20 protein-coding genes are annotated in these 26,937 nt (G+C 58.5%); 10 read left to right on the top strand and 10 right to left on the bottom strand.

Annotated features, from left to right (window positions below):
- Positions 1 to 6: 6 nt before the first annotated feature.
- The 3 genes from Q1A00_RS01480 to Q1A00_RS01470 all read left to right on the top strand — a co-directional run bounded on the left by Q1A00_RS01480 (position 7) and on the right by Q1A00_RS01470 (position 5,360).
- Positions 7 to 1,863 (top strand): glycoside hydrolase family 3 N-terminal domain-containing protein, encoded by a 1,857-nt coding sequence (locus Q1A00_RS01480; RefSeq protein ID WP_298400968.1) that lies wholly within the window; start codon positions 7 to 9, stop codon positions 1,861 to 1,863.
- A gap of 45 nt (positions 1,864 to 1,908) precedes the next feature.
- Complete coding sequence (locus tag Q1A00_RS01475; protein ID WP_298400965.1) at positions 1,909 to 2,727, top strand: glycoside hydrolase family 16 protein; 819 nt, start codon at positions 1,909 to 1,911, stop codon at positions 2,725 to 2,727.
- Positions 2,728 to 2,921: 194 nt separating this feature from the next.
- The gene (locus Q1A00_RS01470) at positions 2,922 to 5,360 is read left to right on the top strand and encodes a glycoside hydrolase family 3 C-terminal domain-containing protein (protein ID WP_298400963.1); all 2,439 of its coding nucleotides are present in this window, start codon (positions 2,922 to 2,924) and stop codon (positions 5,358 to 5,360) included.
- Positions 5,361 to 5,581: 221 nt separating this feature from the next.
- On the opposite strand, the gene Q1A00_RS01465 is transcribed toward Q1A00_RS01470, so the two are convergent.
- The 10 genes from Q1A00_RS01465 to Q1A00_RS01420 all read right to left on the bottom strand — a co-directional run bounded on the left by Q1A00_RS01465 (position 5,582) and on the right by Q1A00_RS01420 (position 14,235).
- Positions 5,582 to 6,331 (bottom strand): SCO1664 family protein, encoded by a 750-nt coding sequence (locus Q1A00_RS01465; protein WP_298400960.1) that lies wholly within the window; start codon positions 6,329 to 6,331, stop codon positions 5,582 to 5,584.
- Between the two features lie 56 nt (positions 6,332 to 6,387).
- Positions 6,388 to 6,915, bottom strand: a complete 528-nt coding sequence (locus tag Q1A00_RS01460; protein WP_298400958.1) for a DUF3090 domain-containing protein — start codon at positions 6,913 to 6,915, stop codon at positions 6,388 to 6,390.
- 4 nt (positions 6,916 to 6,919) lie between these two features.
- A complete protein-coding gene (locus tag Q1A00_RS01455) occupies positions 6,920 to 7,612 on the bottom strand; it encodes a histidine phosphatase family protein (protein ID WP_298400956.1) in 693 nt (230 codons plus the stop codon).
- Between the two features lie 169 nt (positions 7,613 to 7,781).
- Positions 7,782 to 8,285 carry a pyridoxamine 5'-phosphate oxidase family protein gene (locus Q1A00_RS01450; protein ID WP_298400954.1) on the bottom strand — a complete coding sequence of 168 codons (504 nt, stop codon included), beginning with the start codon at positions 8,283 to 8,285 and terminating at the stop codon, positions 7,782 to 7,784.
- A gap of 101 nt (positions 8,286 to 8,386) precedes the next feature.
- Positions 8,387 to 9,505, bottom strand: a complete 1,119-nt coding sequence (locus Q1A00_RS01445; protein ID WP_298400952.1) for a DUF3524 domain-containing protein — start codon at positions 9,503 to 9,505, stop codon at positions 8,387 to 8,389.
- 262 nt (positions 9,506 to 9,767) lie between these two features.
- Positions 9,768 to 10,460, bottom strand: a complete 693-nt coding sequence (locus tag Q1A00_RS01440) for an LIM domain-containing protein (RefSeq protein ID WP_298400949.1) — start codon at positions 10,458 to 10,460, stop codon at positions 9,768 to 9,770.
- 173 nt (positions 10,461 to 10,633) lie between these two features.
- Entirely contained in the window at positions 10,634 to 11,299 is a 666-nt protein-coding gene (locus Q1A00_RS01435) for a phospholipase (protein WP_298400946.1), read from the bottom strand.
- Positions 11,296 to 11,898, bottom strand: a complete 603-nt coding sequence (locus Q1A00_RS01430; RefSeq protein WP_298400943.1) for a LysM peptidoglycan-binding domain-containing protein — start codon at positions 11,896 to 11,898, stop codon at positions 11,296 to 11,298. Before Q1A00_RS01430 ends, Q1A00_RS01435 begins: the two co-directional genes overlap by 4 nt.
- A 171-nt stretch (positions 11,899 to 12,069) precedes the next feature.
- On the bottom strand, positions 12,070 to 13,458 hold the full coding sequence (locus Q1A00_RS01425; RefSeq protein WP_298400940.1) for an LCP family protein: 1,389 nt from the start codon (positions 13,456 to 13,458) through the stop codon (positions 12,070 to 12,072).
- Positions 13,459 to 13,473: 15 nt separating this feature from the next.
- Entirely contained in the window at positions 13,474 to 14,235 is a 762-nt protein-coding gene (locus Q1A00_RS01420; RefSeq protein ID WP_298400937.1) for a PP2C family protein-serine/threonine phosphatase, read from the bottom strand.
- 105 nt (positions 14,236 to 14,340) lie between these two features.
- Between Q1A00_RS01420 and Q1A00_RS01415 the strand changes: the two genes are divergently transcribed.
- The 7 genes from Q1A00_RS01415 to Q1A00_RS01385 all read left to right on the top strand — a co-directional run bounded on the left by Q1A00_RS01415 (position 14,341) and on the right by Q1A00_RS01385 (position 26,681).
- The gene (locus tag Q1A00_RS01415; RefSeq protein WP_298400934.1) at positions 14,341 to 15,837 is read left to right on the top strand and encodes an aldehyde dehydrogenase family protein; all 1,497 of its coding nucleotides are present in this window, start codon (positions 14,341 to 14,343) and stop codon (positions 15,835 to 15,837) included.
- A 268-nt stretch (positions 15,838 to 16,105) separates the two neighbouring features.
- A complete protein-coding gene (locus Q1A00_RS01410) occupies positions 16,106 to 17,089 on the top strand; it encodes a spermidine/putrescine ABC transporter substrate-binding protein (protein ID WP_298482705.1) in 984 nt (327 codons plus the stop codon).
- 3 nt (positions 17,090 to 17,092) lie between these two features.
- The gene (locus tag Q1A00_RS01405; RefSeq protein WP_299754891.1) at positions 17,093 to 18,160 is read left to right on the top strand and encodes a spermidine/putrescine ABC transporter substrate-binding protein; all 1,068 of its coding nucleotides are present in this window, start codon (positions 17,093 to 17,095) and stop codon (positions 18,158 to 18,160) included.
- A 3-nt stretch (positions 18,161 to 18,163) separates the two neighbouring features.
- Complete coding sequence (locus tag Q1A00_RS01400) at positions 18,164 to 20,914, top strand: response regulator (protein ID WP_299754888.1); 2,751 nt, start codon at positions 18,164 to 18,166, stop codon at positions 20,912 to 20,914.
- A 47-nt stretch (positions 20,915 to 20,961) separates the two neighbouring features.
- The gene (locus Q1A00_RS01395; RefSeq protein ID WP_298400920.1) at positions 20,962 to 21,333 is read left to right on the top strand and encodes a response regulator; all 372 of its coding nucleotides are present in this window, start codon (positions 20,962 to 20,964) and stop codon (positions 21,331 to 21,333) included.
- A gap of 12 nt (positions 21,334 to 21,345) precedes the next feature.
- Positions 21,346 to 23,568 (top strand): EAL domain-containing protein, encoded by a 2,223-nt coding sequence (locus tag Q1A00_RS01390; RefSeq protein ID WP_298482709.1) that lies wholly within the window; start codon positions 21,346 to 21,348, stop codon positions 23,566 to 23,568.
- Positions 23,569 to 24,338: 770 nt separating this feature from the next.
- Positions 24,339 to 26,681, top strand: coding sequence for a transglycosylase SLT domain-containing protein (locus Q1A00_RS01385; protein WP_298482711.1), 2,343 nt, complete (start codon positions 24,339 to 24,341; stop codon positions 26,679 to 26,681).
- Positions 26,682 to 26,937 lie beyond the last annotated feature (256 nt).

Here is a 26,937-nt window from a genome sequence, read left to right as displayed (position 1 = left end):
CAGCGTATGCGATGGCGATCGTTCCTCTTGCTTCCATGGATGTTGGCAATGCTCAGCGCATGCGGTGGGGCCATGACGGCCCCCTCGCCAACCGCCACCATCGCAATCTATCGTGATCCGGCAGTACCTATTCCTGCACGGGTCGAAGATTTGTTGCAACGGATGACGCTGGCCGAAAAGATTGGGCAGATGACCCTGATCGAGAAAAATAGTCTTACGGCTGATCAGGTGCGCGATCTGTTTATTGGCGGTGTGCTCAGTGGGGGTGGCGGCTACCCCGCCACCGACAACTCACCGGCAGCATGGGCCGAGATGGTCAATACCTTTCAACACGCAGCACTGAGCACGCGGCTCGGCATTCCAATCATCTATGGCGCTGACGGCGTGCATGGACATAACAATCTCTACGGTGCGGTGATTTTTCCACACAACATCGGGCTAGGGGCAGCGAACAATCCGGTGCTGGTTGAGCAGATTGGGCGAGCTACCGCTACCGAGATGGCGGCAACCGGGGTTTTCTGGAACTATGCACCGGGCGTCATGGTCGTGCGAGATGTGCGCTGGGGGCGAACGTATGAGGGTTATGCCGAACGGCCTGACCACGTGGCCACACTGGCTGCCGCTTTCGTGCGCGGGTTGCAAGCCCCTGACATCGCTGCCCCTAATCGGGTGATCGGAACTCCCAAGCACTACCTCGGCGACGGCGGCACGGCGTGGGGGTCATCAACGACCGAAAACTACCAGCTTGATCAGGGTGAAACGATGGGTGACGAAGCCATCCTGCGCGCTGTGCATTTGCCGCCTTACCGCGCCACCATCGCAGCCGGAGCACAGGTGATCATGGCGTCATATTCGAGCTGGAACGGTCAAAAGATGCATGCTAGCTCGTATTGGCTGAGCGATGTGCTCAAGCAAGAGTTGGGGTTCAGTGGGTTTGTCGTCTCTGATTGGGCAGCCATCGACCAGATTGACCCCAACTACGATCGCGCTGTGATAACCGCCATCAATGCCGGGATTGATATGAACATGGTTCCTTACGATGCTCGGCGCTTTATCAACGCTTTGACGCGGGCGGTAGAGGCGGGAGCAGTGAGCGAAGAGCGGATCAACGACGCTGTGCGCCGCATCTTGACCGTCAAGTTCGCGATGGGTCTGTTCGAGCAGCCCTTTGCTCAGACCAATTTGCTACCGCAGATCGGCAGCACCATGCACCGCGAACTAGCCCGCACAGCAGTCGCCGAGTCGCTGGTGTTACTCAAAAACGAACAGCAACTGCTCCCGTTGACTAAAGATATTCGACACCTTTACATTGGTGGTCAAGCTGCCAACGATCTCGGCATCCAAGCTGGCGGCTGGACGATCGAGTGGCAGGGACGGGTTGGTTCTATTATTCCCGGCACCACTATTTTGGCCGGTATTCAGGCTGCGGTCTCACCGCAGACAGTCGTTGAATACAACGAACACGGTCGCTTTACGGGTGATCCGGGCGCCGCCGATGCGGTATGCATCGCCGTGGTTGGCGAGTTGCCTTACGCCGAAGGGCGCGGCGATAGCGCCAGCCTGAGCCTCCCGATCAACGAACAACGAGTGTTGTACCGCATGGAAGAAACGTGTGCGCGCTTGGTGGTAGTGCTCATTGCCGGACGACCGCTCATCGTTACCGATTCGCTACCCCGTTGGGACGCCTTAGTCGTCGCGTGGCTGCCGGGTAGTGAAGGCGCCGGCGTGGCCGATGTCCTCTTCGGCGACCGGCCCTTCCGCGGACGCTTGCCGGTGACTTGGCCGCGTAGTCTAGACCAATTGCCGTTGGGAAGCGGCAATGGCGAGCCGCTCTTTCCGTATGGATTTGGCTTGACTCCTTAGCCAGTAACCCGTTTACACAGGAATACGACGGTGTTGTACCTACGAATGCAAATAACTCAACATCTCTGCTTGCTTTGGCTGGTGCTGCTGCTGGCAGGATGCGCGACCGCGCCGACAGCGCCAGCCCCGTTGAAACCGGTGCCAACCGTCTCGCCATGGACGCTGGTCTGGAGTGATGAGTTCGACGGCGAGGCGCTCAATCCGCGCAATTGGCTGTTTGACAAGGGCGCCGGTGGCTGGGGCAATAACGAGTTGCAATTTTACACCGACCGGCCTGAAAACGCGCGGATCGAAAACGGCGTGTTGGTGATCGAGGCCCGCAACGAAGAGTATCTAGCGTGGGAATATACGTCCGCCCGGATCAAGACCCATTACCTACACGCATGGACGTATGGCCGGATCGAGGCGCGCATCAAGCTGCCATCCGGCGGCAAAGGAATCTGGCCCGCCTTCTGGATGCTCGGCGAGAATATTGCGACGGCGCGCTGGCCCAACTGCGGCGAGATTGACATTATGGAGAACATTGGCGACCCGATGACCGTGCATGGCTCGGTGCATGGCCCCGGCTATTCCGCCGGCAACGCGATTACCAAATCGTTTACCAGCCCAGTGTCGTTAGCCGATGACTTTCATCTCTATGCTGTGGAATGGGAGCCGGACGAAATCCGGTGGTACGTTGACGACCAGCTCTACCATACCCTGCGCCGCGATCAAACGCCGGGCGAGTGGGTGTTCGATCATCCGTTCTTTATCATTCTCAATCTGGCGGTAGGCGGCAACTGGCCGGGGTATCCCGATGAAACAACCGTCTTCCCGCAGCAGATGTTGATTGATTATGTACGGGTGTATCAAAAGAACGGGTGAACGGTCCGCGCCATAGTTGAGTTGGTTGACAGGCGGCTAGCGGGTGCATATTGTTCGCCATGATGCGCAAGATTGCGGGCGTTCCGCGCTCTAGCGATGACAATCGATGGGCGCCGGCGGATCGGCGAGCATCGACATCAAGATCTGTTTGCGTCTCTTTGCGGCTATCCTTAACATTCACCCAGAGGAACATCATGACTAATCACACCGAAACACTCCTTGCGCAACTCACACTCGACGAGAAGATTGCGCTCGTGGCCGGGGCCGATGCGTGGCACACCGTCGCAATCCCGCGCCTCGGCATTCCGGCAATTAAAGTTACCGATGGCCCTAACGGCGCACGCGGCGCTAGCCGTAACGGCTCCCATCCTTCGGCCTGTTTCCCGGTCGGCGTGGCGATGGGCGCAACGTGGAACCCAGAACTGATACGCGAGATCGGCGAGGCGCTGGCCACCGAAACGAAAGACAAGGGCGCACACATTTTGCTCGCGCCAACCGTTAACATTCATCGCTCGCCCCTAGCCGGGCGTAACTTCGAGTGCTTTTCCGAAGACCCCTACCTCACCGGCGTGATGGCTTCGGCCTACATCACCGGCTTGCAGAGCAGAGGTGTGGGGGCGTGCATTAAGCACTTCGTCTGCAACGATTCGGAATTCGAGCGATTTAGTATGAGTTCTGACGTGGGTGAGCGACCACTGCGTGAAATTTATCTGCGCCCATTCGAGATGGCGATCAAGCAGGCCAAGCCGTGGACGATCATGTCGGCTTATAACCGGATCAACGGTGTCTGGGCCAGCGAAAACCGTCGGTTGCTGGTGGAGACTCTCAAGGGCGAATGGCAGTTCGATGGGTTGGTGATGTCAGACTGGTACGGCACCTACAGCGAGCGCGCCACCAGCAACGGTCTTGATCTAGAGATGCCGGGGCCGGCGCGCTGGCTAAGCCGTGAGCATGTGCTGGCGGCGATTGAGCGGGGAGATCTGAGCGAGGCTGACCTCGATGATAAGGTGCGCCGGTTGTTGCGTACCATTGAGCGGGTCGGCGGCTTTGCCAACCCTACGCCGGCGGCGGAACAGGCTAACGACCGGCCTGAACACCGCGCGCTTATCCGGCGGGCCGGCGTCGAGTCGATCGTGTTGCTCAAGAATGACGGGCAGGTGTTGCCGCTCAATCCCGAACTCCCGCAAACGATTGCCGTGATCGGGGCCAATGCGCATTGGGCTGCGATCATGGGCGGTGGCAGCTCGGAAGTCGCGCCGCACTATGTCGTCACGCCGTTGCAGGGCATCCGCGCTCGCGCCGGCGCGCAATGCGTCATTGATTATGCCATCGGCACGCCGATCTTCCGCCGCTTGCCCAACCTCGATCCGGAGTGGATTCGGGTGCCCGGCAGCAACCAGTCCGGGGTACGGATCGACTACTTTACCGATCTCGACCTCAGCGGCGCGCCGGTGCGTACCGATCGCCTGATGACCCTCGAAGCGAGTTGGTTTGGCGACCAGATCGAATATCTGAACCTTGCCACCTTCGCGACCCGGCTAAGCTGTGATTTACTGCCGCCGCAGAGTGGACGCTACCAACTAGGGCTGTCGTGCATTGGGCAAGCCCGGCTCTGGCTCGATGATGAGCTGGTGCTAGATGGCTGGAACAAAGAGCTGATGGACGGCAACGAGCAACGCCAGACGGTAACGCTGATGGCGAGTCGGCGCTACCGCTTGGTGGTCGAGTACCGCTGGCCAGCGCCCGGCAACTGGCGCGCGGTGCAGGTTGGTCTCTGGCCGGAACGGGAGGATGATCCGATTGAGGAAGCAGTGGCGTTGGCCGCCCGCTCGCAGGTGGCAATCGTCTTTGCCGGCTTGACCAAAGAGTGGGAAAGCGAAGGCTTTGATCGCAGCGATATGGAGCTGCCGGGCCGACAGAACGAACTCATTCAGCGAGTAGCTGCGGTCAATCCACGTACTATCGTGGTACTGAATGCTGGCTCTCCATTGCGCATGCCTTGGCTCGACGAAGTAGCAGCTGTGGTACTCGCGTGGTATGGCGGCCAAGAGGCGGGCAATGCGATTGCCGATGTCCTCTTTGGAGTAGCCGATCCGGGTGGACGCCTGCCCACCACCTTCCCCAAGCGGCTGGCCGACAATCCGGCCTACATCAATTACCCCGGCGAAAACGGCCACGTCCTGTACGGCGAGGGCTTGTTTGTTGGCTACCGCTATTACGACCGCAAAGGCATCGAACCGCTCTTCCCGTTTGGGTTTGGGTTGAGCTATACCACATTTGCTTACCGCAATCTCCGCCTCTCAGCCACAACGATGCGACCCGACGAGACAATCACCGTGAGCGTTGATGTCACCAATACTGGCTCACGCCCCGGCACGGACGTGGTGCAACTCTACGTGCGTGACAGCGTAGCGCGGCTGATGCGCCCCGACAAAGAGCTGAAAGGCTTTGCTAAGATCGCGCTGCAACCCGGCGAAACGACAACGGTCACGTTCACCATTGATCGCGAGGCGCTGAGCTACTACGATCCAGCAGGGCCGGGGTGGGTAGCCGAACCGGGTGCATTCGTGGCGTTGGTGGGCCGTTCGGCGGCAGACATCCGGCTGAGCGCGCCTTTCGAGCTGGTGGCGTAGGGTAACGCAAAGACACCATAGGGCCGGACGATTGTCCGGCCCCGCTAAGGGTGCAGAAGGTCTAATGCAAAGCCGCAAAGGGGACCAAGCCGCCCTAGCGCCGGACGGCCGTCTGGCCCCACCAAGGGCACGGCATCATTGGGATAGTGATCGTCCTCCGCGTCCTCGGCGGTAAACAGCACCACTTCCCTAGCGGGGGGATTGGGAGGGGAGCCAAATCATCACACTGGCGGCCAAGGCACGTGCGGGCCGGGACCGGGCGGCGGATAGCGACCGCTCTCAAGCAAGTTGTTCAGTCGGCGGCGCAATGCGCGCACCTCAGCTCGATCGAGCAGCATGTGCAGCGCTTGCGCCACCTGATCATTCTGCTCGAGCTGCTGGCGAAAGGCGGTAAACGCTGCCATCACCTCATCAGGCAACGGTTCACCGACAAAATCCCATAACACCGTGCGCAGCTTGGGTTCGACATGAAAGCAGATACCGTGATCGATTGCCCATAACCGACCATCACGTCCTTGTAGGCAGTGGCCGCTCTTACGATCAGCATTGTTAACCAGACAATCAAACGCGCAGAGCTGTTTAATCTCCTGCTCGTAACCGCCCTGCTTCAACATCGTAAACAGATGCACCTCCTCATCATTGTCAATGAAGAGCTGCACCATACCTACCCCATATGGCCCATCGCGTACCACGGTCGGCGGTACGAAATGAAAGCCGAGCGCCTCGCTGACCACATACGCCGCTGCCTCGCGCCGGTAGAGTGTGCCACGCGGAAAATCCCACAGCGGGCGCTCGCCGCGCTGCGGCTTATACACCGCCAACAGATGCAGGTCCTCGTACACAATGCTGGTAAGCAAGGTGTAGTTGCTGCTGTACGGCATCGCCGCTTCGATGTTCATCTCACCCTGCGCTAGCGCCGTCAACACGCGGGCGACGCTCAATTCACGCGAGTGGCTGCGATCAAGCTCCATACCGTCCCCTTGCCGTCTGATGGATTGGCCGCTCAACGCCAAGACGCAACAGCGGCTCAGCTATACACCGGCCCATGGCCGTTGCGGTGCGGGCAGAAATGACCGCTCGGATCGATCGGGCGACCGCAATTACCGCAGATCGGGCGTCCAGCGGCGACGACCCGCTCAGCGTGAATGCTCAACGCCTTCATCTGCTCGCGGGTGGCGTAAAAACGGGCCGAGAGCGGTTCTTCGTCGTTGCCTTCTGGCATACCTTGCGCCAGCAACACCACCCGATCGCGCTCGCTATCGTAGCCCAAGCCCAATTGATAAATGCGGAATTCCGGCTCAAGTGGCTCTTCGAGGCTCATATCGGCCACGATCAGATCGTCAGAGGTTGCTAAGCGGGGATTCCGTTCGCCGATTGTTTCGAGCAAGCGGTTGATCGCGTTGGCCAACTCGCGGATCTGCTCTTTCTCGGCCAACAAAGTGACTAACCGACTGCCACGCCGGGCCTGCAAGTAGAAGACGCGCCGGCCACGCGGCCCGACCGCACCAGCGGTGATGCGATGCACCGATTCCAAGTCAAACGTAAACTCTGCCATAATCCTACACTGCCTCCGTTGACGACGGGGACGTTGCCGCCGGTTCGGCCGGCGGTGTGGGTGATTTAGGGCGAAGATGTTCAAGCGACCCGGTCTCATTGTAGGCCAGCAGGCGAGGCCCCATCGGCTCGAAGGCGACGGCGCTCAACGAGCACGGATTGATGACCAGCCGCTGAAATAAATCGATGTGCATACCAATATAATACGCCAGCGCCAACCGGATCAGATCGGCGTGCGACACAACGGCAATCAGCTCACCCTGATGACGAGCACGCAATTGATCAAGCGCACTCACCATCCGCATCTGTGCTTCACCGAGCGTCTCACCTTTAGGAAAGCGCGTCCCACTCGGATAGTGCTGTACTCCGGGCCACAGCTCGTGCTTGTACAGCTCTTTCAATTCGGCCCCTTCCCACTCGCCGTACCGTACCTCACCGATCTGCTCGACAATCCGCAACGGTAACCCGCGCGGTTCGGCAATCGCACGCGCCGTCTCGATACAACGGTCGAGCGGGCTGGTATACAGAGCTGTGATGGGCAAATCGCCCAGCCGTTCGCTCAGCGCCGCCGCTTGCCGCCGGCCCTCTTCGCTCAGATGCACCCCCGGCAACCAACCGGCTAACCGACCATGCACCCAGTCATTCATGCCATGGCGGATTAAGAGCAAGGTGGTCGAACGGCGTTCTTGGTCTGGCACAACTGCACCTATGTCTTTCAATGATATTGAAGAGCATCGTAGCCGAGGTCAGCTTGTCCCAGCAGTTCGCGTCGTCGCTGACACTATGGCAAGATGGGGTTGCGGCCCGATGCCTTGATCTCTGCCTACTTTTTCCATGATACCACGGATACGCACTGATGATCGCCCTTTACGCCGGGTTCGCTACACTTACCGTCAACGCTGCCGCCAGCTTAGCCGCGTCGAGGGTAAAGGCGCGGCCAAAACCACCGACATACCGCGCTTCGCGCAGCTCAACCCGAAACAGGGTGAAATCGGGTAAGGCGAAGAGATGCTGCTGGCCGGGCAGTTGGTCTAGATAACATGCTTGCGCTGCCGCATAATCAGGCGCCTCGCGCCCAACCGGCTGCGCCGTGCCTTGCAGCGTTACCCGCGCCAGCGCCTGCGGATCGGCGACGCTGCCCGGCGCAGCGGTGATCAGCAACGAGAGGCGCGGTTCGGCCAGCAGATGGCCCGTATGCGCTGCCAACCGGCTCAGCAGCAGCAAGAGGGTTGGCGCATGTCCGTCGCGCCGCTCGACGGCGTACAGTACATACGAAACAAACGGCGCACCGTCTCCGGTAACAGTGCCAAGCGCGGCGGTATGGCTTTCGTCGATAAGCTTGCGCAGCGCCACCTGATCTTCATGTCGCATGAAGTTACCTCTTTCTAATTGGTACACATCTGGCTCTCTCCCAACTTCCCCGCTAGGGTTTAGGAGCAGGAAGCCGCCGCAATCTCCTCCACCAACGCGCATCAACGCGACCCCTTGCCAAAAGATTGTTTAGCCCAGATCTCATTCAACACCGCATCATAGCGCGACGCCAGCGTTTCCCAGCGGTACGGCGCGGCTAGCGCCGGCCAATCGCGTTGTCGTAACTCCGGCAGCTTAGTGATGAGCCGAGCGAGCGCCGCCGGCAAGTCGTCATCGGTAGCGTATAAGCAGTCGTTCTGCCATGCTGGCGGGATCAAATCGGGATAGTTGAGCCGCGCCGGCAAAAGTGGGATGCAGCCGCAGGCAATTGCCTCGACGATTGCTACTCCGAAATACTCTTGGATCGCCGCCGAGACTACAATGTCAGCCTGTAGCAACAATTGGAGATAGGCCGCGCGGTTGGCGGCATAGCCCCAATGGATCGTCTGCGCCTGCCACCGTTCGCGCGCGGCCACCAAATCAGGCATCGTGGGGTCAATATGCTCACCGGTCACAATCAGGCGGAAGGTGATCCCTTGCGCCGCCAGATATTCCAGCGCCGCCATCACCACCTGCGGCTGCTTATCGTATTCCCAGCGCGCATTCCACAGGATCACTGGTGGCGTGGCGGGATCGCGCGGCGGGCGCGGCAGCAGCGACGGCAGATCAAGGCCGGGTGGTAACACCTGCGCTTTGGCTGCAATCTGATCAACCGTCTGCAATTCGTGATAATCGTGATAGCGCCGCAACATAGCCGGCAGCGCCGTCAAAAAGTCGCGGCGGTGAAACTCAGAATTGAAGATCACGGCATCGGCGACCAGTGCGCTGGTGAAGTTGATCCACCCGAACGTGTAGTCGCGCTTGCGGCCCGGCGGTAGTGGGTAGGTCAATTGATTTTCGTGAAAATAGACTACTACCGGCACATGCCCCACCTGGCGCTGGGTCAAGGCCCGAAAAGTAGCTACATCGAGCATATCGGTGGTCACGATCAGATCAGGCGCATCGCGGCGCTCGGCCACCTGCCGGGCGAGCGTCACCGCTCCACCCCGCATGCGCCAACGCCAACCGCCGGCTTGGCTGAGCGTAATCAGTGTCACGTGGTGCGCGCTGTGCGCGGCGTAACCGCTAGCGACCGCCGCATGTGAACCGCCGTGAAAGGGATCAAGCCACCAGATGTGCATAAGTAAAAATATGAAGAGTATATGAGAAACAACGGAATGTACGAGTAGAAATCACGCAATATTTAGAGCAACATGTTGAGCTGCATTTTGTCTGTTTATTTCAAAATCGTCTCTTTTGTTATTTGGACAACCTTTAGTCTCCATATTTTTTTCAGTTCGATCACAGAGTGCTAAATATGCGCTTTCCTTTCATTGTTTGTCAATCATCCTTCACCGCGTTGGCCGGATAGCGATGATAGGACATCTTCTCGCCGCGCATCTATCACCCATCCACCCGCGTCAAATACGCATTCACCCCTGCCACGCCTAATTGTGCCTCAAGGGCCAACAGATGGCGCAGCGGTTGATGATACGGATGGTTTTCATCGAGCATGCGGGCGGCTGCTTTTTGACTACCGAGCTGCAACAGATGCCGATACGCCACCCATTCGGCATGCCCTTCGCGCAAAAACTCGTTGCGTAAGAGCGGACAATGTTCGGTTTGCCACGCATGAGCATATTCGTGAGCAGCGGTAATACGAAATACCAGCCTTGGCAGCCCATAGAGCAGATAAATGACGCGAATATGGTTCTGGCGCTGATAGAGACCAAGCGTATGTAAACCGGGCTGCACCGGGCCGCGCAGCCGAGTCATAGTGGGGGCATCGACTAACCGAAAAGCTACCCCGACATTCAGGCGCAAGCCTAGCCCTTCGGTCAGCATACTGGCCGTCTGCTGAAAGAGTTGCTGCGCCTGCGCCGGATCGTAGATCGCAACCGTATAGCAAGTGTCGCACTGCCGCCGGCCATCGTGCAAATTCCAAAAGCGATTACCGAGCGGCGCGCCGCAGGTGTCGCAACGGGGCCGGGTCGCAATGCACTGCGGGCAAAACCGGTCAGGTCGGTCAATTAAGACATAATAGCCATTCGTTAACGGTTGTCCGCAACTGGCGCAGTGCGAAAGATCAACCGGCATCGCGCACCTTGTCTAAATGAACAATAAGACGCTAAAGATATCATAACGCAAAGGCGCAAAGACGCTAAGGTACACAGCCAACCTTACACTCCCAACTTCCAAGCTTCGTACTCCATAGCAGGGATGCATCCCTACTCTTCGCGCCTTTGCGTTATACCCTTCGCACCCTTGTCTTACCCCTCGTGCGGCGGCGGGCCATCGAGCTGCTCGGCTAGCCAGCGCTGCATCAGGTTCAACCCGTGCGGGTGCAGGCTATGCCCGACCGGGTCTTCGTGGTAATGGTGGCGCGGTGCGTGTTGAGCCAACAGATCGCGGGTGGCGCGGGCCTGTTCGACTGGGATAACATCATCGTAGCTGCCGTGCAGTTGCAAGATCGGCAGCCGGGCCAACCCTGCCGCTGGCGGATCGGTTGCCAAGGCCGGATCGAGATAACCGTTAGCTGCTATCACGCCGGCTAGCTTTTCGGGAATGCGCCACGCCAACGCTAGACTAAGGATCGCGCCTTGGCTGAAGCCAAACAGATAGGTGCGCTGCGGATCGGTGCCGATCCGGCCCGGCAATTCGCTGACGAACTTAATCAACAGTTCAACCGCTCGCGCCCTCCCCACCGGATCGGGAATCAAGCGACCGGGAGCGCCGCTCAGTTCGTACCATGCAAACCCGCCCCACGGCAGTGCAATCGGCGCACGCGCGCTGACAATATGCATCCGGTCGTCGATCAAATCGGCCAGCTCAAATAGATCGCGTTCGTGGCTACCAAATCCGTGCAACATCAGCAACAATGGCGCCGGCCCGGTCTCGACTAGCGGGCGCCGTTCAACGGTGCGAATCGTAGTCATGGAATCACCAATTCTTGCCCGACGCGCAGGTTGTCGCCTTGCGCCGGGGTCAGATTATTCGCCTGCAAGATCGCTTCAATTGTAACCCCAAATCGTTCGGCAATAGCGCGGAGGGTGTCGCCAGCCTGCACCGTATAACGGCGCGGCCCGGCGGCAGGTGGTTCCGGTGTCGGGGTTGGTTCCGGCGTTGGTTCCAGTGTTGGCGTTGGCTCCGGCGTTGGTGTCGGTTCCGGAGTTAGCGTTGGTTCCAGCGTTGCCGTCAGGGTTGGGGTCTGCGTTGGCCGCGGGGTTGAGGTTGGCACCGCTGGCGGCGGGGTGACGGTTGGCAGATCAGGCGCTTCTTGAGTTTCAATTGCTTCGATGACCGGCGGTGACCACGCCGGTAGCAAAGTCAGATCGCCGATCCGCAATGGCGGCAACGAAGAACGGGCGATGGTCAGCGATGCCACTGCTGCGATGAGCAGCAACAAGCCTGCCCCTGCCGCCATCCCAGCATTGCTGATGCGGTTTTGCAGCAGCCGTAGGATGATAGCGCCGATCGGTGGCGCCACCAGCGCCAGCGCCAATAACAACCACAGCATTGTTTCCGATAACACCATGTATATCCTCGTAGAGCCGCGCGGCCGTGCGCTTCCCCATCATCAATGTCCCCGCCTATCATGCCTAAGCCCAGCATCAGATCGCGGCGTCACGGCCCACGCCAGATGGTCAGCGCGCATATCGGCCCGCAGCGATTGGGGCGCACCCGCACGGACGTGCGGCTCCCCATATCACGGGGTCAAGGCCCACGCCGGGTTGTAATCACGCCCCAACAGCAAGACAATATCGGCTCCGAGCGGTTGGGGCGGCGCATCAGCCGGCGGGTTGGCAAAGACCTGCGTCGCCGGCAACCCCAGATGAGCGGCCAAGCGGGCGAGCGCCGTCGGTTTGCCGGCATAATCGATAATGACTGTCGTCTCGCGGCGCTCGGTATTAGCAGGCGGCAAGGTGTGAAAGCCGGCATTATCCAGCGCCCGGCTAACCCGCGCCGCCAGCCCATTCACCGGCGTCCCATTCAGCACCTGCACTGTCGCTGGTTCATGATCGAGCCGCGGCCCGGCCCGCACCCGCTCGACCAACGCCGCCAAATCGCGCCGGTTCCAGTAGATGTCTGAGCCGATTTCGGCCACAACTGCCACCTCACGCGGGTTAATGCTGAAGGTTGCAATCCGATCGGCCTCGAGCGACTGGGCCAGTGCAATCAGTTCGCGTAACGCCGCTGGATCGTCAATCGGCAGTGTTGTCTTGATGCTACGCCGGGCTTCGGCTAGCAATGCTGACAGAGCGCTGGCCTGATCGAGCATCCCGCGCGAGCGCACTGTCGCCAGCGCCGCGCGCACAATGGCCTGCTGGCGGCGGGCGCGGTCAAAATCGCTCGATCCATGGCGCGAGCGGGCATAACGCAACGCTGTCGCGCCGTCGAGCACTTGCAAGCCAGCAGGAATGAAAATCCGTTCGTACCCATAATCAGCGGTCGGGAAACTACTATCGAGCAAGGGGTAAGGCACATCGATGACCACGCCACCGATCGCATCAATCAGCCGCTCGAAGCCGGCAAAATCAATCTGGGCGACATAATCGATCGGTAGATTGAGCAGAGTGGCCACCGTCTCGGTAGCGAGCGCCGCCCCAGCCGCCGCCGGGTCAACCCCGCGCCCGTACAGATCGGCGGCATGGTGATAGCCGTAGCTATACGCCGCATTGATCTTCTGCTCGCCCAGCCCGCGGATCACAGCCACCGTATCGCGTGGGATCGAGAGCAGGCTGACCCAGCGTTCATTCGGATTAACGTAGGCCAAGATCAGGGTGTCGCTACGCACCCCTTCAGCGCCATCGTCGCGCTGGTCAATGCCAAGCAGCAAGACAGTAAATGGCTGGCGAAAGACGGTATTCGCCGGCGTCGCCCCACCAGTCACCGGACGCGGATCACTCAGACGCATACTGGCGGCGAAGGCGTTCCAAAGCCATCCCAAGCCCCACACCGTCACCAGTACTGCCAGCGCCAAACCGCCAAACCTGAGGAAGCGCCACCAGCCCCGTCGCCGTTGCGCGCGCAGAGCGGCCACCCGTTCGCGCGCACTCACCCGTGGCTGTCGTCGCTCATCATCCTGCCAATCCATCGCCGCCGTACCCTGTTATTCTTCAATCTCCGGCTCATCGGGCGGTTCGTAATGGCCGGTAGCAATGATCGGCGCACTCACCATTAGGCGTCGCAAGCCGGGGGCATCGCTGCGCGGCAAGATCGCCAGCACCACGATGCTCATATCATCGCTGGGTTGGCCATCATCAAGCTCGAGCGCCCGTTGCATCACGCTATCCACTAGCGTTTGCGGATCACGCCCCTCGCGTGCCGGCCACGCGGCAAGGTAATTCGGCAGCCCCAAATCCTCGCCGGATCGTTCACCCGCCCGTAGCAGGCCATCGGTAAACATGACGACATACGTGTAGGCCGTAATCGGCAATTCGCTGATCTGGGGCCGAATCAGCGGCTGTAAGCCGATCGGCGCCGAGGGCGCGTTAAAGCTGCGCAAGCCCTGCGGCGTAACAGCGAAAAACGGTGCTGGATTATTGCGTGTCACCAAGATTTTGTGCGCGGCAAAATCGACCGAAAGGATATTGAGCGTCGCTGCTGCCTGCCCCATCCGATAGGTATAAAGGTAATCGTGGACAGCGCGCGCAACGGCTCCATCCCGAGCGCCATCTTTGAGCAGCGCAATTGCCCGCGTAGCTACCAGATGCGACAACGTTTTGGCGCTTCGCCCGCTACCCTGCCCATCGGCGAGCACAAACGAAAACCCGCCTCCCGGACGCTCAATCATCTCTAGTGTGTCGCCGCTCTCGATCTCGCCAGCGCGGGGCACTTTCGCAATTGCGACCCGCATCTCTAACTCTGCCATTGCCCGCTTCCCCTCTTGATCGCCCAATATCCGTTACAGCATACCACAAGTTGCCCCGTGCTATAATTCAGAGCGTTACCAGTTCTTGACACAAGGAGGACGAAGATGTCCGCACCGCGGATCTTTCACAATCTCATCGGCGGCGAGTTTGTGCCTGCCCAGAGCGGCAAGACCTTCGAGCGCCGCAACCCTGCCGATACCCGTGATGTGGTGGGGGTATTTGCCGACAGCGATGAGCGTGATGTTCACGCGGCAGTTGAAGCCGCAAAGGTGGCGTTTGCCACGTGGAGCAAAGTGCCGGCGCCCAAGCGCGGTGAGATTCTGCTCCGCGCCGCCGAGTTGCTGCAAGCGCGCAAAGAGCAGTACAGCCGCGATCTGACCCGCGAAATGGGCAAGCCGCTCTTCGAGGCCGGCGGCGATATTGTGGAAGCGATCGGTATGGCTCAGTACGCCGGCGGTGAGGGCCGCCGCATGCACGGCGTCACCACCCCCTCGGAACTGCCCAACAAGTTTCAGATGAGCATTCGCCAGCCGATTGGCGTAGTGGGTTTGATCACGCCGTGGAACTTCCCCATGGCGATCGCGTCGTGGAAAATGCTCCCCGCGATTGTCTGCGGTAATACCGTCGTGATCAAGCCGGGAGAAGACGCTTCGGTCAGTACCTACAATTTGGTTCAGTGCTTGATGGAGGCCGGCCTGCCGCCCGGTGTGGTCAACATCGTTACCGGCTATGGCCCCAAAGCTGGCCAACCGCTGGTCGAACACCCCGATGTACCGGTCATTTCGTTCACCGGTAGCACCGAGACCGGTCGGCTCGTGTATGAACTCGGTGCGCGACGGATCAAGCGAGTCAGTCTTGAGATGGGCGGCAAGAACCCGCTGATTGTTATGCCTGACGCCGATCTCGATCTGGCGCTCGATGGTGTCGTGTGGGCGGCCTTTGGCACGACCGGCCAGCGTTGCACCGCCACCAGTCGCCTGATCGTCCACCGAGCCGTGGCCAGAACGCTCGTGGATCGGATCGTCGCCCGCGCTCAATCGTTACGGATTGGTAACGGTCTCGACCCGGCGACCGAGATGGGGCCGCTGGTGAATGAGAAGCAGATGCAGCGTGTGCTCAACTACATCGAAATCGGCAAGCAAGAGGGTGCCACCCTGCTATGCGGCGGCTACCGGCTGACCGGCGGTGACTACGACTACGGCCATTTCATTGCCCCCACTGTCTTCACCAACGTCACGCCGCAGATGCGCATCGCTCGCGAAGAGATCTTCGGGCCGGTGCTAAGCGTGATCGAGGTGGATAGTCTCGATGAAGCGGTGGCAGTGGCGAATGATGTGGCCTACGGTCTCAGCTCGGCGATCTACACCCGCGATATCAACGCCGCCTTCCGCGCTATGCAGGCGCTGCAAGCCGGCATTGTCTACATCAATGCACCCACCATCGGCGCCGAGATTCACCTGCCCTTCGGCGGCGTCAAAGCCACCGGCAACGGCCATCGCGAAGCCGGCCCGACCATGCTCGACGTCTTCTCGGAGTGGAAGAGCGTGTATATCGATTACAGCGGCGCGTTGCAGCGGGCGCAGATTGATAATGCCGATTGATAGCTGTTTTGTTAAATAATGTCCTAATGGTGGGGGCGCGCACCCCACCATTGTTTATTTCTAACCCAATCTTGTCCTGATGAACAAATTGTCATCTTAGCCAACGGTTATTAGTTGCTAGTGAAGAGGTATTGGTAATAATGGTATGGTACGCTTTCTATGTCATAATATAGTTTATTAAAGATGGGTTAAAATGAGAACTCAAAATTTTGTAGCTATATGTTTATTGCTTCTTATGGCATGTTCGTTCATTCACCCACCAACACCCATGCCCGAAGCACGAAAACTTACTATTACTGGCTGGCTTGGTTATATGCCGCAAGAGCTGCTTGACGCATTCAGCGCCGAAATGGGTGTTGTGGTGGAATATATCGGGTATGACACCACCGAAGCGGCAATTGCTGCGCTTGAACAGGGCGCCGGGTATGATTTGATGATAGTCAGCTACCAGTTCATTCCTGATCTGATCAGCAGCGGTGCGATCGTCCCTATTAACTACGCCAACATCCCCAACACGCGCAACTTGAGCGCCAACTTCCGCGATTTGGCGTTCGATCCGGGCAATCGCTATTCGGTGGTTTACCAGTGGGGCACCACTGGCCTGCTCATACGCACTGATCTGCTCGACCGCCCAATTATGCGCTGGTCTGATTTGTGGGAACCAGCGCTTGACGGTAAAATTCTGCTCTGGCCAATACCGCGCGATGCGGTGAACGTATTGCTGAAATCGCTCGGTTTTTCCATCAATACCACGAATCCTGCCCATCTTGCCACCGCGCTTGAACGAGCGCCCGATTTTGCCCGCCGGGTTGGCTGGGTTGGTGAAGGGGTTGAAACCGTAACCCCATACCTCGTATCCGGCGAATACGTAGTAGGGTTAGGCTGGGCGTATGATGCGCTCGATGCGCAACGCCAAAGCGACCAGATCGCCTACATTACTCCCGGTGAAGGGACAATTCTCTGGGTTGACAGTTTTGTGATTCCAGCCGTTAGCATGCAGCAGGCGCTCGCCGAACAATTTATTGATTTCTTTTTGCGACCGGATATCAGCGCGTTAGTGACGAATGAACTAGCGACGGCAACCGCGAATGAAGCATCGTGGCCCCTCGTTAAGCCAGAATTTCGCGATAGCGAGATCATTTTCCCTTCGCTTACTACCTTGCAACGGGCTGAATTGGAATTGCCCCTTGATCCGGAAACGCAGGCAAAGTACGATGAAATTTGGAATGCATTTTTCGTTGCTAAACCATAATCTATGCGTCACTCCTTGCACCTCATCCTGCTCTTATTCCTTACTGCGTGCAGCGCCACGCCAATGGCCACGCAACCATCCGCTACGCCGGCACCGAAAAAGCTCATTGTGGCCGGCTGGGCCGGGTATATGCCGCAAGCGGTACTCGACGCCTTTCGCGCCGAAACGGGGATCGCGGTGGAATATGTCAGCTACGAAAGCCAATTTGACGTTATTGACCAATTGCGCGCTGGCGCCGAATACGATGTTGTAGTAATGGGTAATACGCTGATTCCAACCTTGGTTGCGGAAGGGCTGCTGGCCCCGATTGATTACAGCCAAATCCCGAATTTTCGTTATGTCAGCGCCAATTTTCGCGATCTGACCTACGATCCGGGTAGCCGTTATTCAGTCGTTTATCAATGGGGCGTAGGCGGGCTGGTGGTGCGGCCCGATCTGCTCGACCGCCCGATTACGCGCTGGGCCGATCTGTGGGATCCGGCCTTGGCCGGCAAGATAGCGATGTGGCCCGAAGAAGACCAACTCTTCATGATCACACTGAAGGCAATGGGCCAGACTCTCACAGTTACCGACCCGGCTGTGTTCGATCAGGCTGCCGAACGGTTGCGCCAGCTCTTGCCGAATGTGACGGAGCTTGACCTGTCAATGCCCAATGCCGCCGAGCTGGTTGCCAACGGCGACTATCCGGTGTTGTACGGCTGGTCGTATGATGCGCTCGCGGCCTATGCCCTCAATCCGGCGGTAACATTCGTTCTTCCTGAAGAGGGGGCACTGCTTTGGATTGACACGTTCGTTGTGCCGGCGCAAAGCGAGCGCAAAGTGGCTGCCTTCCAATTCATCAATGTTGTCTTGCAGCCGGAAATGTGTGCGCTGATTACGAATGAAATCTACGTGGCGACTGCGAACGATCAAGCAATGCCGTTGATCGATCCGGCTTTGCAGCATCACCCGTGGATCTTTCCGAACGGGGAAGTTTTGTTGAGAGCGGAATATATGCTGGAACCGCCGGCTGATCTGGCCGCATACCGGCATCAGTTGTGGGAGCAACTACTGGCAGCAATGGTGAGGTAATTCGTGCGACGTTTGCAGATTTGGCTGCGTTCTCTTGAGCACCGTCTCAATACGAGCTTGCAGGCTAAGCTGACGCTCTTTCTGAGCTTGATGCTAGCCTTGATCTTGCTGGTAGCGGCGTATGGCGTCTTCCTGTTCATCGAGTCGATTGAACATGAGGGCTGGGCTGGCCGCCAACGTGAGGCGGCCCAGAACGCCGTGCGCACCATTGACGATTTTCTGCTGCGCATCGAAGATACCTTAACGCTGGTAGGTGCGTTGTCGGTCGAACAAGTCGAACGCTCGCCTGATCTGTTGCCAGAGATTTTGAACCGGGTACCGGCGTGGATCGAGATCGTGCGGGTTGATCGCGATGGCCGCATCATAGCGGAAATAACCCGTGATCGCCCTCTGCTCGGTAATTTAGTGACGATCCCGCTGTCCAACTGGTTTCAGCAAGCGCGGGCCGGCCAACGCTACCTTGGCCCGCTCTTTATTACCGCAGATACCGAGCCGTACATTATTATGGCCATCCCAACCAACGATGGTGGGGTAGTAGCCGGACGGTTGCGCATGAACCTGCTGTGGGAAACGGTGGCGACGATCCGGTTTGGCCGCACTGGCAGCGCATATATTGTCAATGAGGATGGGGTCATTATTGCTCACCCTGATCCTCAAGTGGTGCTCGCCTACACCACTATCGGCAATCGGCCTGAATTTCGCACGCTTCCCCCCGACGGTAGCCAACAATATTATATTAACCTCGCTGGTAAAGAGACACTTGGTGTTGCCCTCAATATCCCCGACACTTCGTGGCGCTTATTCACTGAAGTGCCCGAAGCTGAAGCGACCGAGCTGTCAACGCGAGCGGGAGTAACCTTTACCTTAAGCCTGATTGTGTTTGGCCTCCTCCTTTTGCTGGCTACCAACTATTTGCTCAACCGCTTTGTTTTCCGCGTGCTCGACGAGTTGCGCCAAGGCGCCGAACGGATCGGCAGCGGCGACTTAACGCACCCGCTGCTGGTGCGCTCGGAGCGGGAAGTGGCAGAGGTGGGGCGTGCTTTTAATGCCATGATGCATCAACTACGCATGCGCAACGCTGAGATTGCCAAACAGACTGAGAGTTTGAAAGCCGAGATTCAAGAGCGTCGCCGGGTTGAACAAGAATTGATCAAAGCGCGCGATGCTGCCGAAGCCGCCTCGCGCGCCAAGAGCACCTTCCTCGCTACCATGAGTCACGAGCTGCGCACGCCGTTGACGGCGATCATTGGCTATAGCCAACTGATGGAACAACTGGTCAACAAGAACATCTACGAGACCGTGACTCACGATGTGGGACGCATCCGGGCCGCTGGCATGCATCTGTTGTCCCTCATCAACGATATTCTCGACATCTCGAAGATTGAGGCCGGGCGGATGACGATCAGCGCTGAGTATGCCGATGTGGCCGATCTGGTGCGCACTGCGGTGAATACGGTGTTGCCCCAGATGGATAAAAACCGCAACCGTTTCCAAGTCGATTGTCCGTCTGATATTGGGCTGCTCAATAGCGATGCCACCAAAGTGCGACAAGCGTTGATCAACCTGCTCAGCAATGCGGCCAAGTTTACCGAAGACGGCGACGTGACGTTGACCGTCACGCGCCACGAGCAAGATGATCAGACGTGGTTTCGCTTTGAAGTGGCCGATACGGGGATTGGCATTCCCCCTGACAAACTCGGTAAGCTGTTCAAAGCCTTCTCGCAAGTTGATGACTCGCCGACCCGTAAGTATGGCGGTACCGGCTTGGGCTTGGCACTCAGCCAGCGTTTGTGCGAACTGATCGGTGGGCGGATCACGGTTCAAAGTACCGTTGGTAAAGGGTCGGTCTTCACGATGGAGATACCGGCTGAGCTGGGTCATGTGTTGCCCGCGCCAACCCTGAGCTTAGCCGAGCTGCCGCCAGCAGAGGTTGCGAGGGAGCCGTTACAGGTGGCGGTTGATACTGCCGTGCCGGTTAGCAATGCTATCGTGCTGGTGATTGATGACGATCCGACAGTTAGCGATCTGATCCGACGGATAGCGCCAAGCAATGAGGTCTACGTAGTAACTGCCGAGACCGGCGCGGAAGGGTTGCGCTTGGCAACCGATCTGCTGCCCGATCTGATCGTACTTGATCTGAAACTGCCTGATTTGAATGGGATCGAAGTGTTAGCCCAACTCCGCGAAACGCCTGAAGTGGCTGCTATCCCGGTCGTGGTCTTGACGATTGACGATCAGGCACGACGTGGTTTGACGTTGGAAGTGGCCGAATATTTAGTTAAGCCGATTGAGCCAGAGAAATTGCTCACGGTGGTCAAACGCTATTGCCGCCGCCCAGAGGAAGGGACACCGTCCCACATTCTGATCATCGAGGACGATCAGGCGCTCGCCGAACTCGTGGCGCGCACGCTGCGCACCGCTGGCTGGCCGGTTGAGGTGGCGTTTGATGGTGAGACTGGTCTAACGGATGCTCTTACCCGTCCACCGGGCTTGATCTTGCTCGATTATATGCTGCCGAAGATGGATGGTTTGCAACTGCTTGAACATTTGCGGGCCGATCCCGTAGGGCAGAGCATCCCGGTGATTTTCATGACTGCCCGCGATCTGACAGCCGACGATCGCGAACGGCTGGCCCAAGCCGTTAGTGCGATCCAACGCAAGGCAGAATTGGATCTAGAACAGATCGTCATCCGCATCCAGCAGATGATGCAACGCAATCCGGCATCGTCTGTTGCTAATACTACCTCAAACTAAACGGGTTGCATGACTAAGGATTATATGATGAGGTGGGCGCTACAGCTATGGCTAAGATTCTGATCGTAGAAGATGATGCCAATAATCGCGATCTTATCGCGCGTATTGTGGAATTAATGGGGCACGAACCGATACTGGCGGTAGACGGTGCGCAAGGAGTGGCGCTAGCACGTAGCATGCAACCTGACTTGATCATCATGGATATGGGTTTGCCGGTGCTCAATGGTTGGCAGGCAACCCATCGCATCAAGTCTCAACCGGGAACGAGCCACATTCCGGTGTTGGCGCTAACAGCCTACGCTCTGAATGAAGATCGGCTGCGCTCGTTAGCTGCCGGCTGTGATGACTTCGACACCAAACCGATCGATTTTGGACGTTTCCGAGAAAAAGTGCAAGCCCTCCTTAGCCGCACTGCTTAGGATGAGTAGGCTATGAATCACGTCCAACGCCCCCCGTCAGATGTTGCTGAGACGCAACCCGGCAGGATTCTGATTGTTGACGATCAGGAAGTGCTGCGTTTTCTGTTGCGGCGTGAGCTTACTGCCCTTGGTCACACGATTGATGAGGCGCCCGATGGGCCAACGGCGTTGCAAATGCTGCGGCAGCACGCCTTTGATATTGTCCTGCTCGATATTATGATGCCCGGGATGGATGGGATACAGGTGTTGAACCACATGAAAAGCGACCCTGATCTCTTCGATCTATCGGTCATCGTCGTCTCGGCTGATATTGATATTGATCATATCGTCACCTGTATCGGTAATGGGGCCGATGATTATGTCTTCAAACCGTACAACATTGTGCTGCTGAATGCGCGGATCAATGCCAGTCTGGAGCGCAAGCGGTTGCGCGACCGCGAGCGGCGCTATCGGCTCGAACTTGAGCGGATGGTTGCTGAACGCACTGCCGATCTCGAACGTTCTCAAGAAGCGTTGCGTATCAGCGAAGAGCGTTATGCGCTGGCCGCGCGTGGCGCTAACGATGGTTTGTGGGATTGGAATATTGCTGCGGGTACAATCTATTTTTCGCCGCGTTGGAAAGAGATGCTTGGCTACGCTGAAGACGAGATTGGCGATACGCCGAGTGAGTGGTTTGACCGCATCCACCCAGATGATCGCGAGTTGTTCGAGGTGCGGCTGATGGCCCACTTCCGTCGCCTGATCTCGAATTTCCAGCATGAATACCGGATTCTGCATCGTGATGGTTCGTATCGCTGGATGCTCTGCCGCGGGTTAGCGGTTTGGGATCAGCATGACCAAGCAGTACGGATTACCGGTTCACAGACTGATATTACCGATCGCAAAAAGGCCGAGCAGCAACTTCAGCACGATGCGCTACACGATAGCTTGACTGGTCTGCCCAATCGGGTGCTGTTTACCGACCGGCTTGAACGCGCGATTGTACGCTTGCGCCGTGAGCCGCAGCGCCACTTCGCGGTGCTCTTTCTCGATCTCGACCGGTTTAAAGTTATTAACGACAGCCTTGGCCATGAGTTCGGTGATCGGTTGCTCATGGCAGTAGCCGTGCGGCTACAAGAATTGGTGCGGCCTAATGATACGGTGGCCCGGCTTGGCGGTGATGAGTTTACCATTCTGCTCGAGCCGATCGAGCACGAACAACAAGCCGAGCAGGTGGCCGAACGCATCCAGCACGCTTTGTCAGCGCCGCTCTACTTGCAAGGCCACAAGATAGTTATTTCGTCAAGCATCGGGATTGCCTATAGCAGCAGTGGTTATGCCCAACCTGCCGACCTGATCCGCGATGCTGATACTGCGATGTACCACGCCAAATTACGCGGCAAAGCATGCTACGTGCGCTTTGATCCCTCGATGCATACCGAAGCGCTGGCCAAATTGCAACTCGAACAAGACTTGCGGTTCGGACTCGAACGAAACGAATTCCGTCTCTTTTACCAACCGATTGTACTTTTGCGTACCGGCGTGATTGTCGGGTTTGAGGCGCTCATCCGTTGGCAACACCCGCAACGCGGCTTGCTGGCTCCCGGTGAGTTTTTGCCGCTGGCCGAAGAAACCGGCCTGATTGTGCCGATGACTTGGTGGGTATTGGAAGAAGCTTGTCGGCAGATGCAGCGCTGGCACGAGCAGAATCCTACCGAACCGCGCTTGTCGATTAGTGTGAATCTGAGTGGACGGATCTTTACCCAGCCCGATCTCATCGACCGGCTGCAGTACATTCTCCATCAAACCGGTTTGCCACCTCAGTATTTGAAACTAGAAATCACCGAACATACCTTTATTGAGTTTGGTAATTTCACCAATCATTTACTCGAAGGTATTCGTAGTTTAGGCGTTGAATTGTGTATTGATGATTTTGGTACTGGTTATTCTTCATTAAGTTATCTCCATACCTTTCCGGTGAATGTACTTAAGATTGATCGCTCGTTTGTCAACCGGCTCGATGTGAAATCGAGCCAAGGTGACATTGTGCAGACGATCATTCAATTGGCGCACAATCTCAATATGGAAGTGGTAGCTGAAGGGATTGAAACCCCGGAACAGTTCGAGCAGTTGAAACAATTAGCGTGCAGTCACGGGCAAGGCTGGCTGTTTGCCCCGGCCTTGAGTGAGGCGGAAGCGCAGGCGTTGATCAGCAATATGAACGGGGGGAGATACGCAGCCGGTTTGACGCGATAGATAAGGAATCCGGCCCTTCAGGGCCGGGCTAGGCTTACGAAGCCCGCGCAGCGGGCTGATGACCATCACTCCCCTGCCAGCATGGCTAAAAAGCCGAGCGATGCGACTTGGTTATCCGCCCGCGCAGCGGGCTGATGACCATCACTCCCCTGCCCCCGCCCTCGCAAGTGTGAGCGATAGCGCATAGGGAATGGGGAGGAGCGATCAGAAAGGCTACTTCCTTCCTCCGTTCCATTCCCAACCCGCTGCACCCTTTGTGGCTTGGCGTTGAAGACCTTTGCGCCGGCGTGATCGACCCTCACCTTCCGCCTTGGGGGTGGGGTTGAGGGTGAGGGTGAACCGGCGCATCCCAAGGCGATCAACGGTACCGGTACGTATGCGTTCTGTCCGCCCGTGAATTCCCAGCGGGGGAGAGCAAGGACGGAGTCGCGCATCTCTGCCCCCGGCGCAGCGAAACAATCTCCCACGAGCACGCAAGATACCCGCTTAGGCATACGTTCCGCTACAGCGGGGGATTGCTTCGGGGGCAAGACGCCCCGCCGAGCGGGATCGTCCCGTCCCCTCGCAATGACCTATAGTGCCCCGCTTAGGTGTTCTGTCCATTTTTAAGCTTTGGATGGAGAGGGGTGCTGTATCCTCTGTCGAAGAGGGAGGGCTAGGGCGGGTGGAACCACCACATTGCCATGCGATTTGTCGAAGTACACAATATCTGAGAGCCGCCCACGCCCACCACACCATGCTATACTGCTCTCGTGACGAAAGGAGCATGTATGGCGCTTACGCAGTTGCCCCGGCAGCGCGCCGCAGTGTGGCTCGCTTGCTTTCTCTGCTGCATGCTGGCGGGCTGCCTGATGCCGGTAGCGCAACCATCACCGACGGTCCCCCCCACTTCTCTGCCGGCTACGCCAACTCCACCGCCGATCACGGCGACTGAACTCTGGCAGCGCGCGTTAGTCGCTAGTGAGATTGGCGACGATGATACAGCGGCTGGCTTACTCAGTCAGTTGTTACAACTCTTTCCTGCTGCCGCCGAAGCGCCAGTTGCCCGTCTGTTACTGGCTCGCTCGTATGGCGATCGCGGCAATTGGACATCGGCGGCGGAATTGGTGCGGCCATTGTTGGCCGATCCAGCGACGCCGCTCTACGCCCCGGCGCTCTTCCTCACGGCCCGCGCTCACGAGGCGGCTGGTCTGCATGCCGAAGCGGTAGTCGCTTACACCCAATACGAAGAGCTCGGTACGCCGCTCGCGCCCTATGCGGCGCTGCGGGCGGCGGCCCAATTGCGCGTGTTGGGGCGTTTAGCGGAAGCGGAGGCACGTTACCTGCGCGCCGCCACCGGTGAGATGGCGGCAGGCCAGCGTGCCGCTGCGTATGAACAAGCGCTGGTGTTAGCGGCTACACTGGGCCGTCCGGCAGATGGGGTGGAATATGCGCGCCAAATCCTCGCGTTTGCCACCCAGCCTGATTACCGAGCCCGGATTTTGACGTGGGCGGCGGATTTAGCTGCCGAGGCCGGCGACCCGGCCACGGCCAGCGATCTGCGCCGCGAAGCGATTGCAACTCACGCCGGAGTAAGCGCCGCGCTGGCCGCCGATGCCCTCCGAGCCGGCAATGACCCGGCGCTCGATCCGTTTGCTGCCGCCCAAGCCTACCGCACGGTAGAACGGTGGAACGATGCGATCGCCATGCTTGATTTGGCGATTGCTGCCGGGCAAAACGAAGCCGAGGCGCTACGCCAGCGCGGGCTAGCCCGGCGCGCCTTGGGAGATTTTGCCGGGGCGCTGGCTGATCTGGCTGTGGCCCGTGATCGCGATCCCAATAGCGACACCGGGCGGCAAGCAGCGCTTGATTGGATCCAGACCTACGGCCAGAGCGGGATGGTGGCCGAAGCAGCCGAACTCTACCGGCAATACGCCGTGACATGGCCCGACGAACCACGCGCGCCAGTGGCGCTCGACCGGGCAGCCCAGTTGTACGACCGGTTGGGTGACGGCACGACCGCGATTGAAGTGCGGCTCGAACTAGGACAACGCTACCCAACCACAACCCTCGGCATTGCCGCGTTGCATCGGGTGGCGTTAGCCCGCTTTGACAGCGGCGACATCGCTGGCGCCGGTGAACTTTGGCGTGCGCTGGCCCAACGCGGGCAAGGGATCGGGCAGGCGCTCGGCGCATTTTGGGCCGGTAAAGCGGCGCAGCAGCTCGCTGATCCGGCAGCGGTTGACTACTTCCGGCAAGCGCAAGCTGCCGCGCCAGATAGCTACTATGCGGTGCGGGCCGCTGAAGAGTTAGGCGAAATCCCGACTGGCTCACTGCCGATCGGAGCGCCGATCGATTCCTCCGAGTGGATTGCGCTCGCCGAATGGGTGCAGAGTTGGAGCACGAGCGAGGGTCAACCGGCGCTGGCCGGTGTCGCTGAACGAGCGCGTCTCTTGCGTGAAGTAGGCTTGTACAACGAAGCCGATAGCGAATGGCTTGATGGGTTGCGGCAAGCGGGCGAGCAACCGCTGCGCTTGCTCGATCTGGCCCAGCGTGCCTATCAGGCCGGCGCAACCTACCCGGCGCTGCTGGCCGCCGAGCGGCTGGCGCGGCTAACGCCGCCGGCAGCTAACCCACCCCCACCTGCTCTGCTCCGCCTGCGTTTTCCGACACCTTACCCTGAACTCGTGCAGCGGGAAGCAGCCGCATTCGGCGTTGATCCGCTCTTGTTCTACGCCCTCATCCGCCAAGAAAGTCTCTTTAATCCAGCGGCGACCTCGTGGGTCGGTGCGCGCGGCTTAGCCCAAATCATGCCCGACACCGGGCGCGGCATCGCGCAAAACCTCGGCATCAGCGACTTTCAGCTCGACGATCTCTACCGGCCCGACATTAGCATTCGCTTTGGCGCCTTCTACCTTGGCCGCCGGATCAAGGACATGAATGGTAGCTTGCACGGGGCGTTGGCAGCCTACAACGGTGGCTTAGGCAACGCGCAACGCTGGGCCGGCGGCAATGTAGTTGCTGATCCCGACCGCTTTGTCGAAACAATCGATTTTAGCGAAACGCGCAACTATGTGTGGGCAGTATATGCGTTTTATGGGGTGTATCGAGGGATGTACGAGCACACGCGATAATCGGTGTCAGACCAAAGGTCGGCGGGTTTTTGACGTGAGAATCTCACGACGGTATCCAAACCATTAGCGCAGGTTGTAGCGAGAAGAGCTGCTACTTCTCGCATTCCAGTTGGGTACCGAGCAAATTTTTATGTTCTGCTAGGCAATGTTATCTCGTCACAGCGTTCGCTAAGCAGCAACTAATTTTCTTTCACCTATTTTTGACAATCACTTGCGAAACGGCCATAATAATGGCAGATACATACTTCCCGCTTGA

Source organism: uncultured Chloroflexus sp., from assembly GCF_938091255.1.
In the GTDB taxonomy this organism is placed as follows: Bacteria; Chloroflexota; Chloroflexia; order Chloroflexales; family Chloroflexaceae; genus Chloroflexus.
This window is presented reverse-complemented; position numbering and strand designations above follow the sequence as displayed.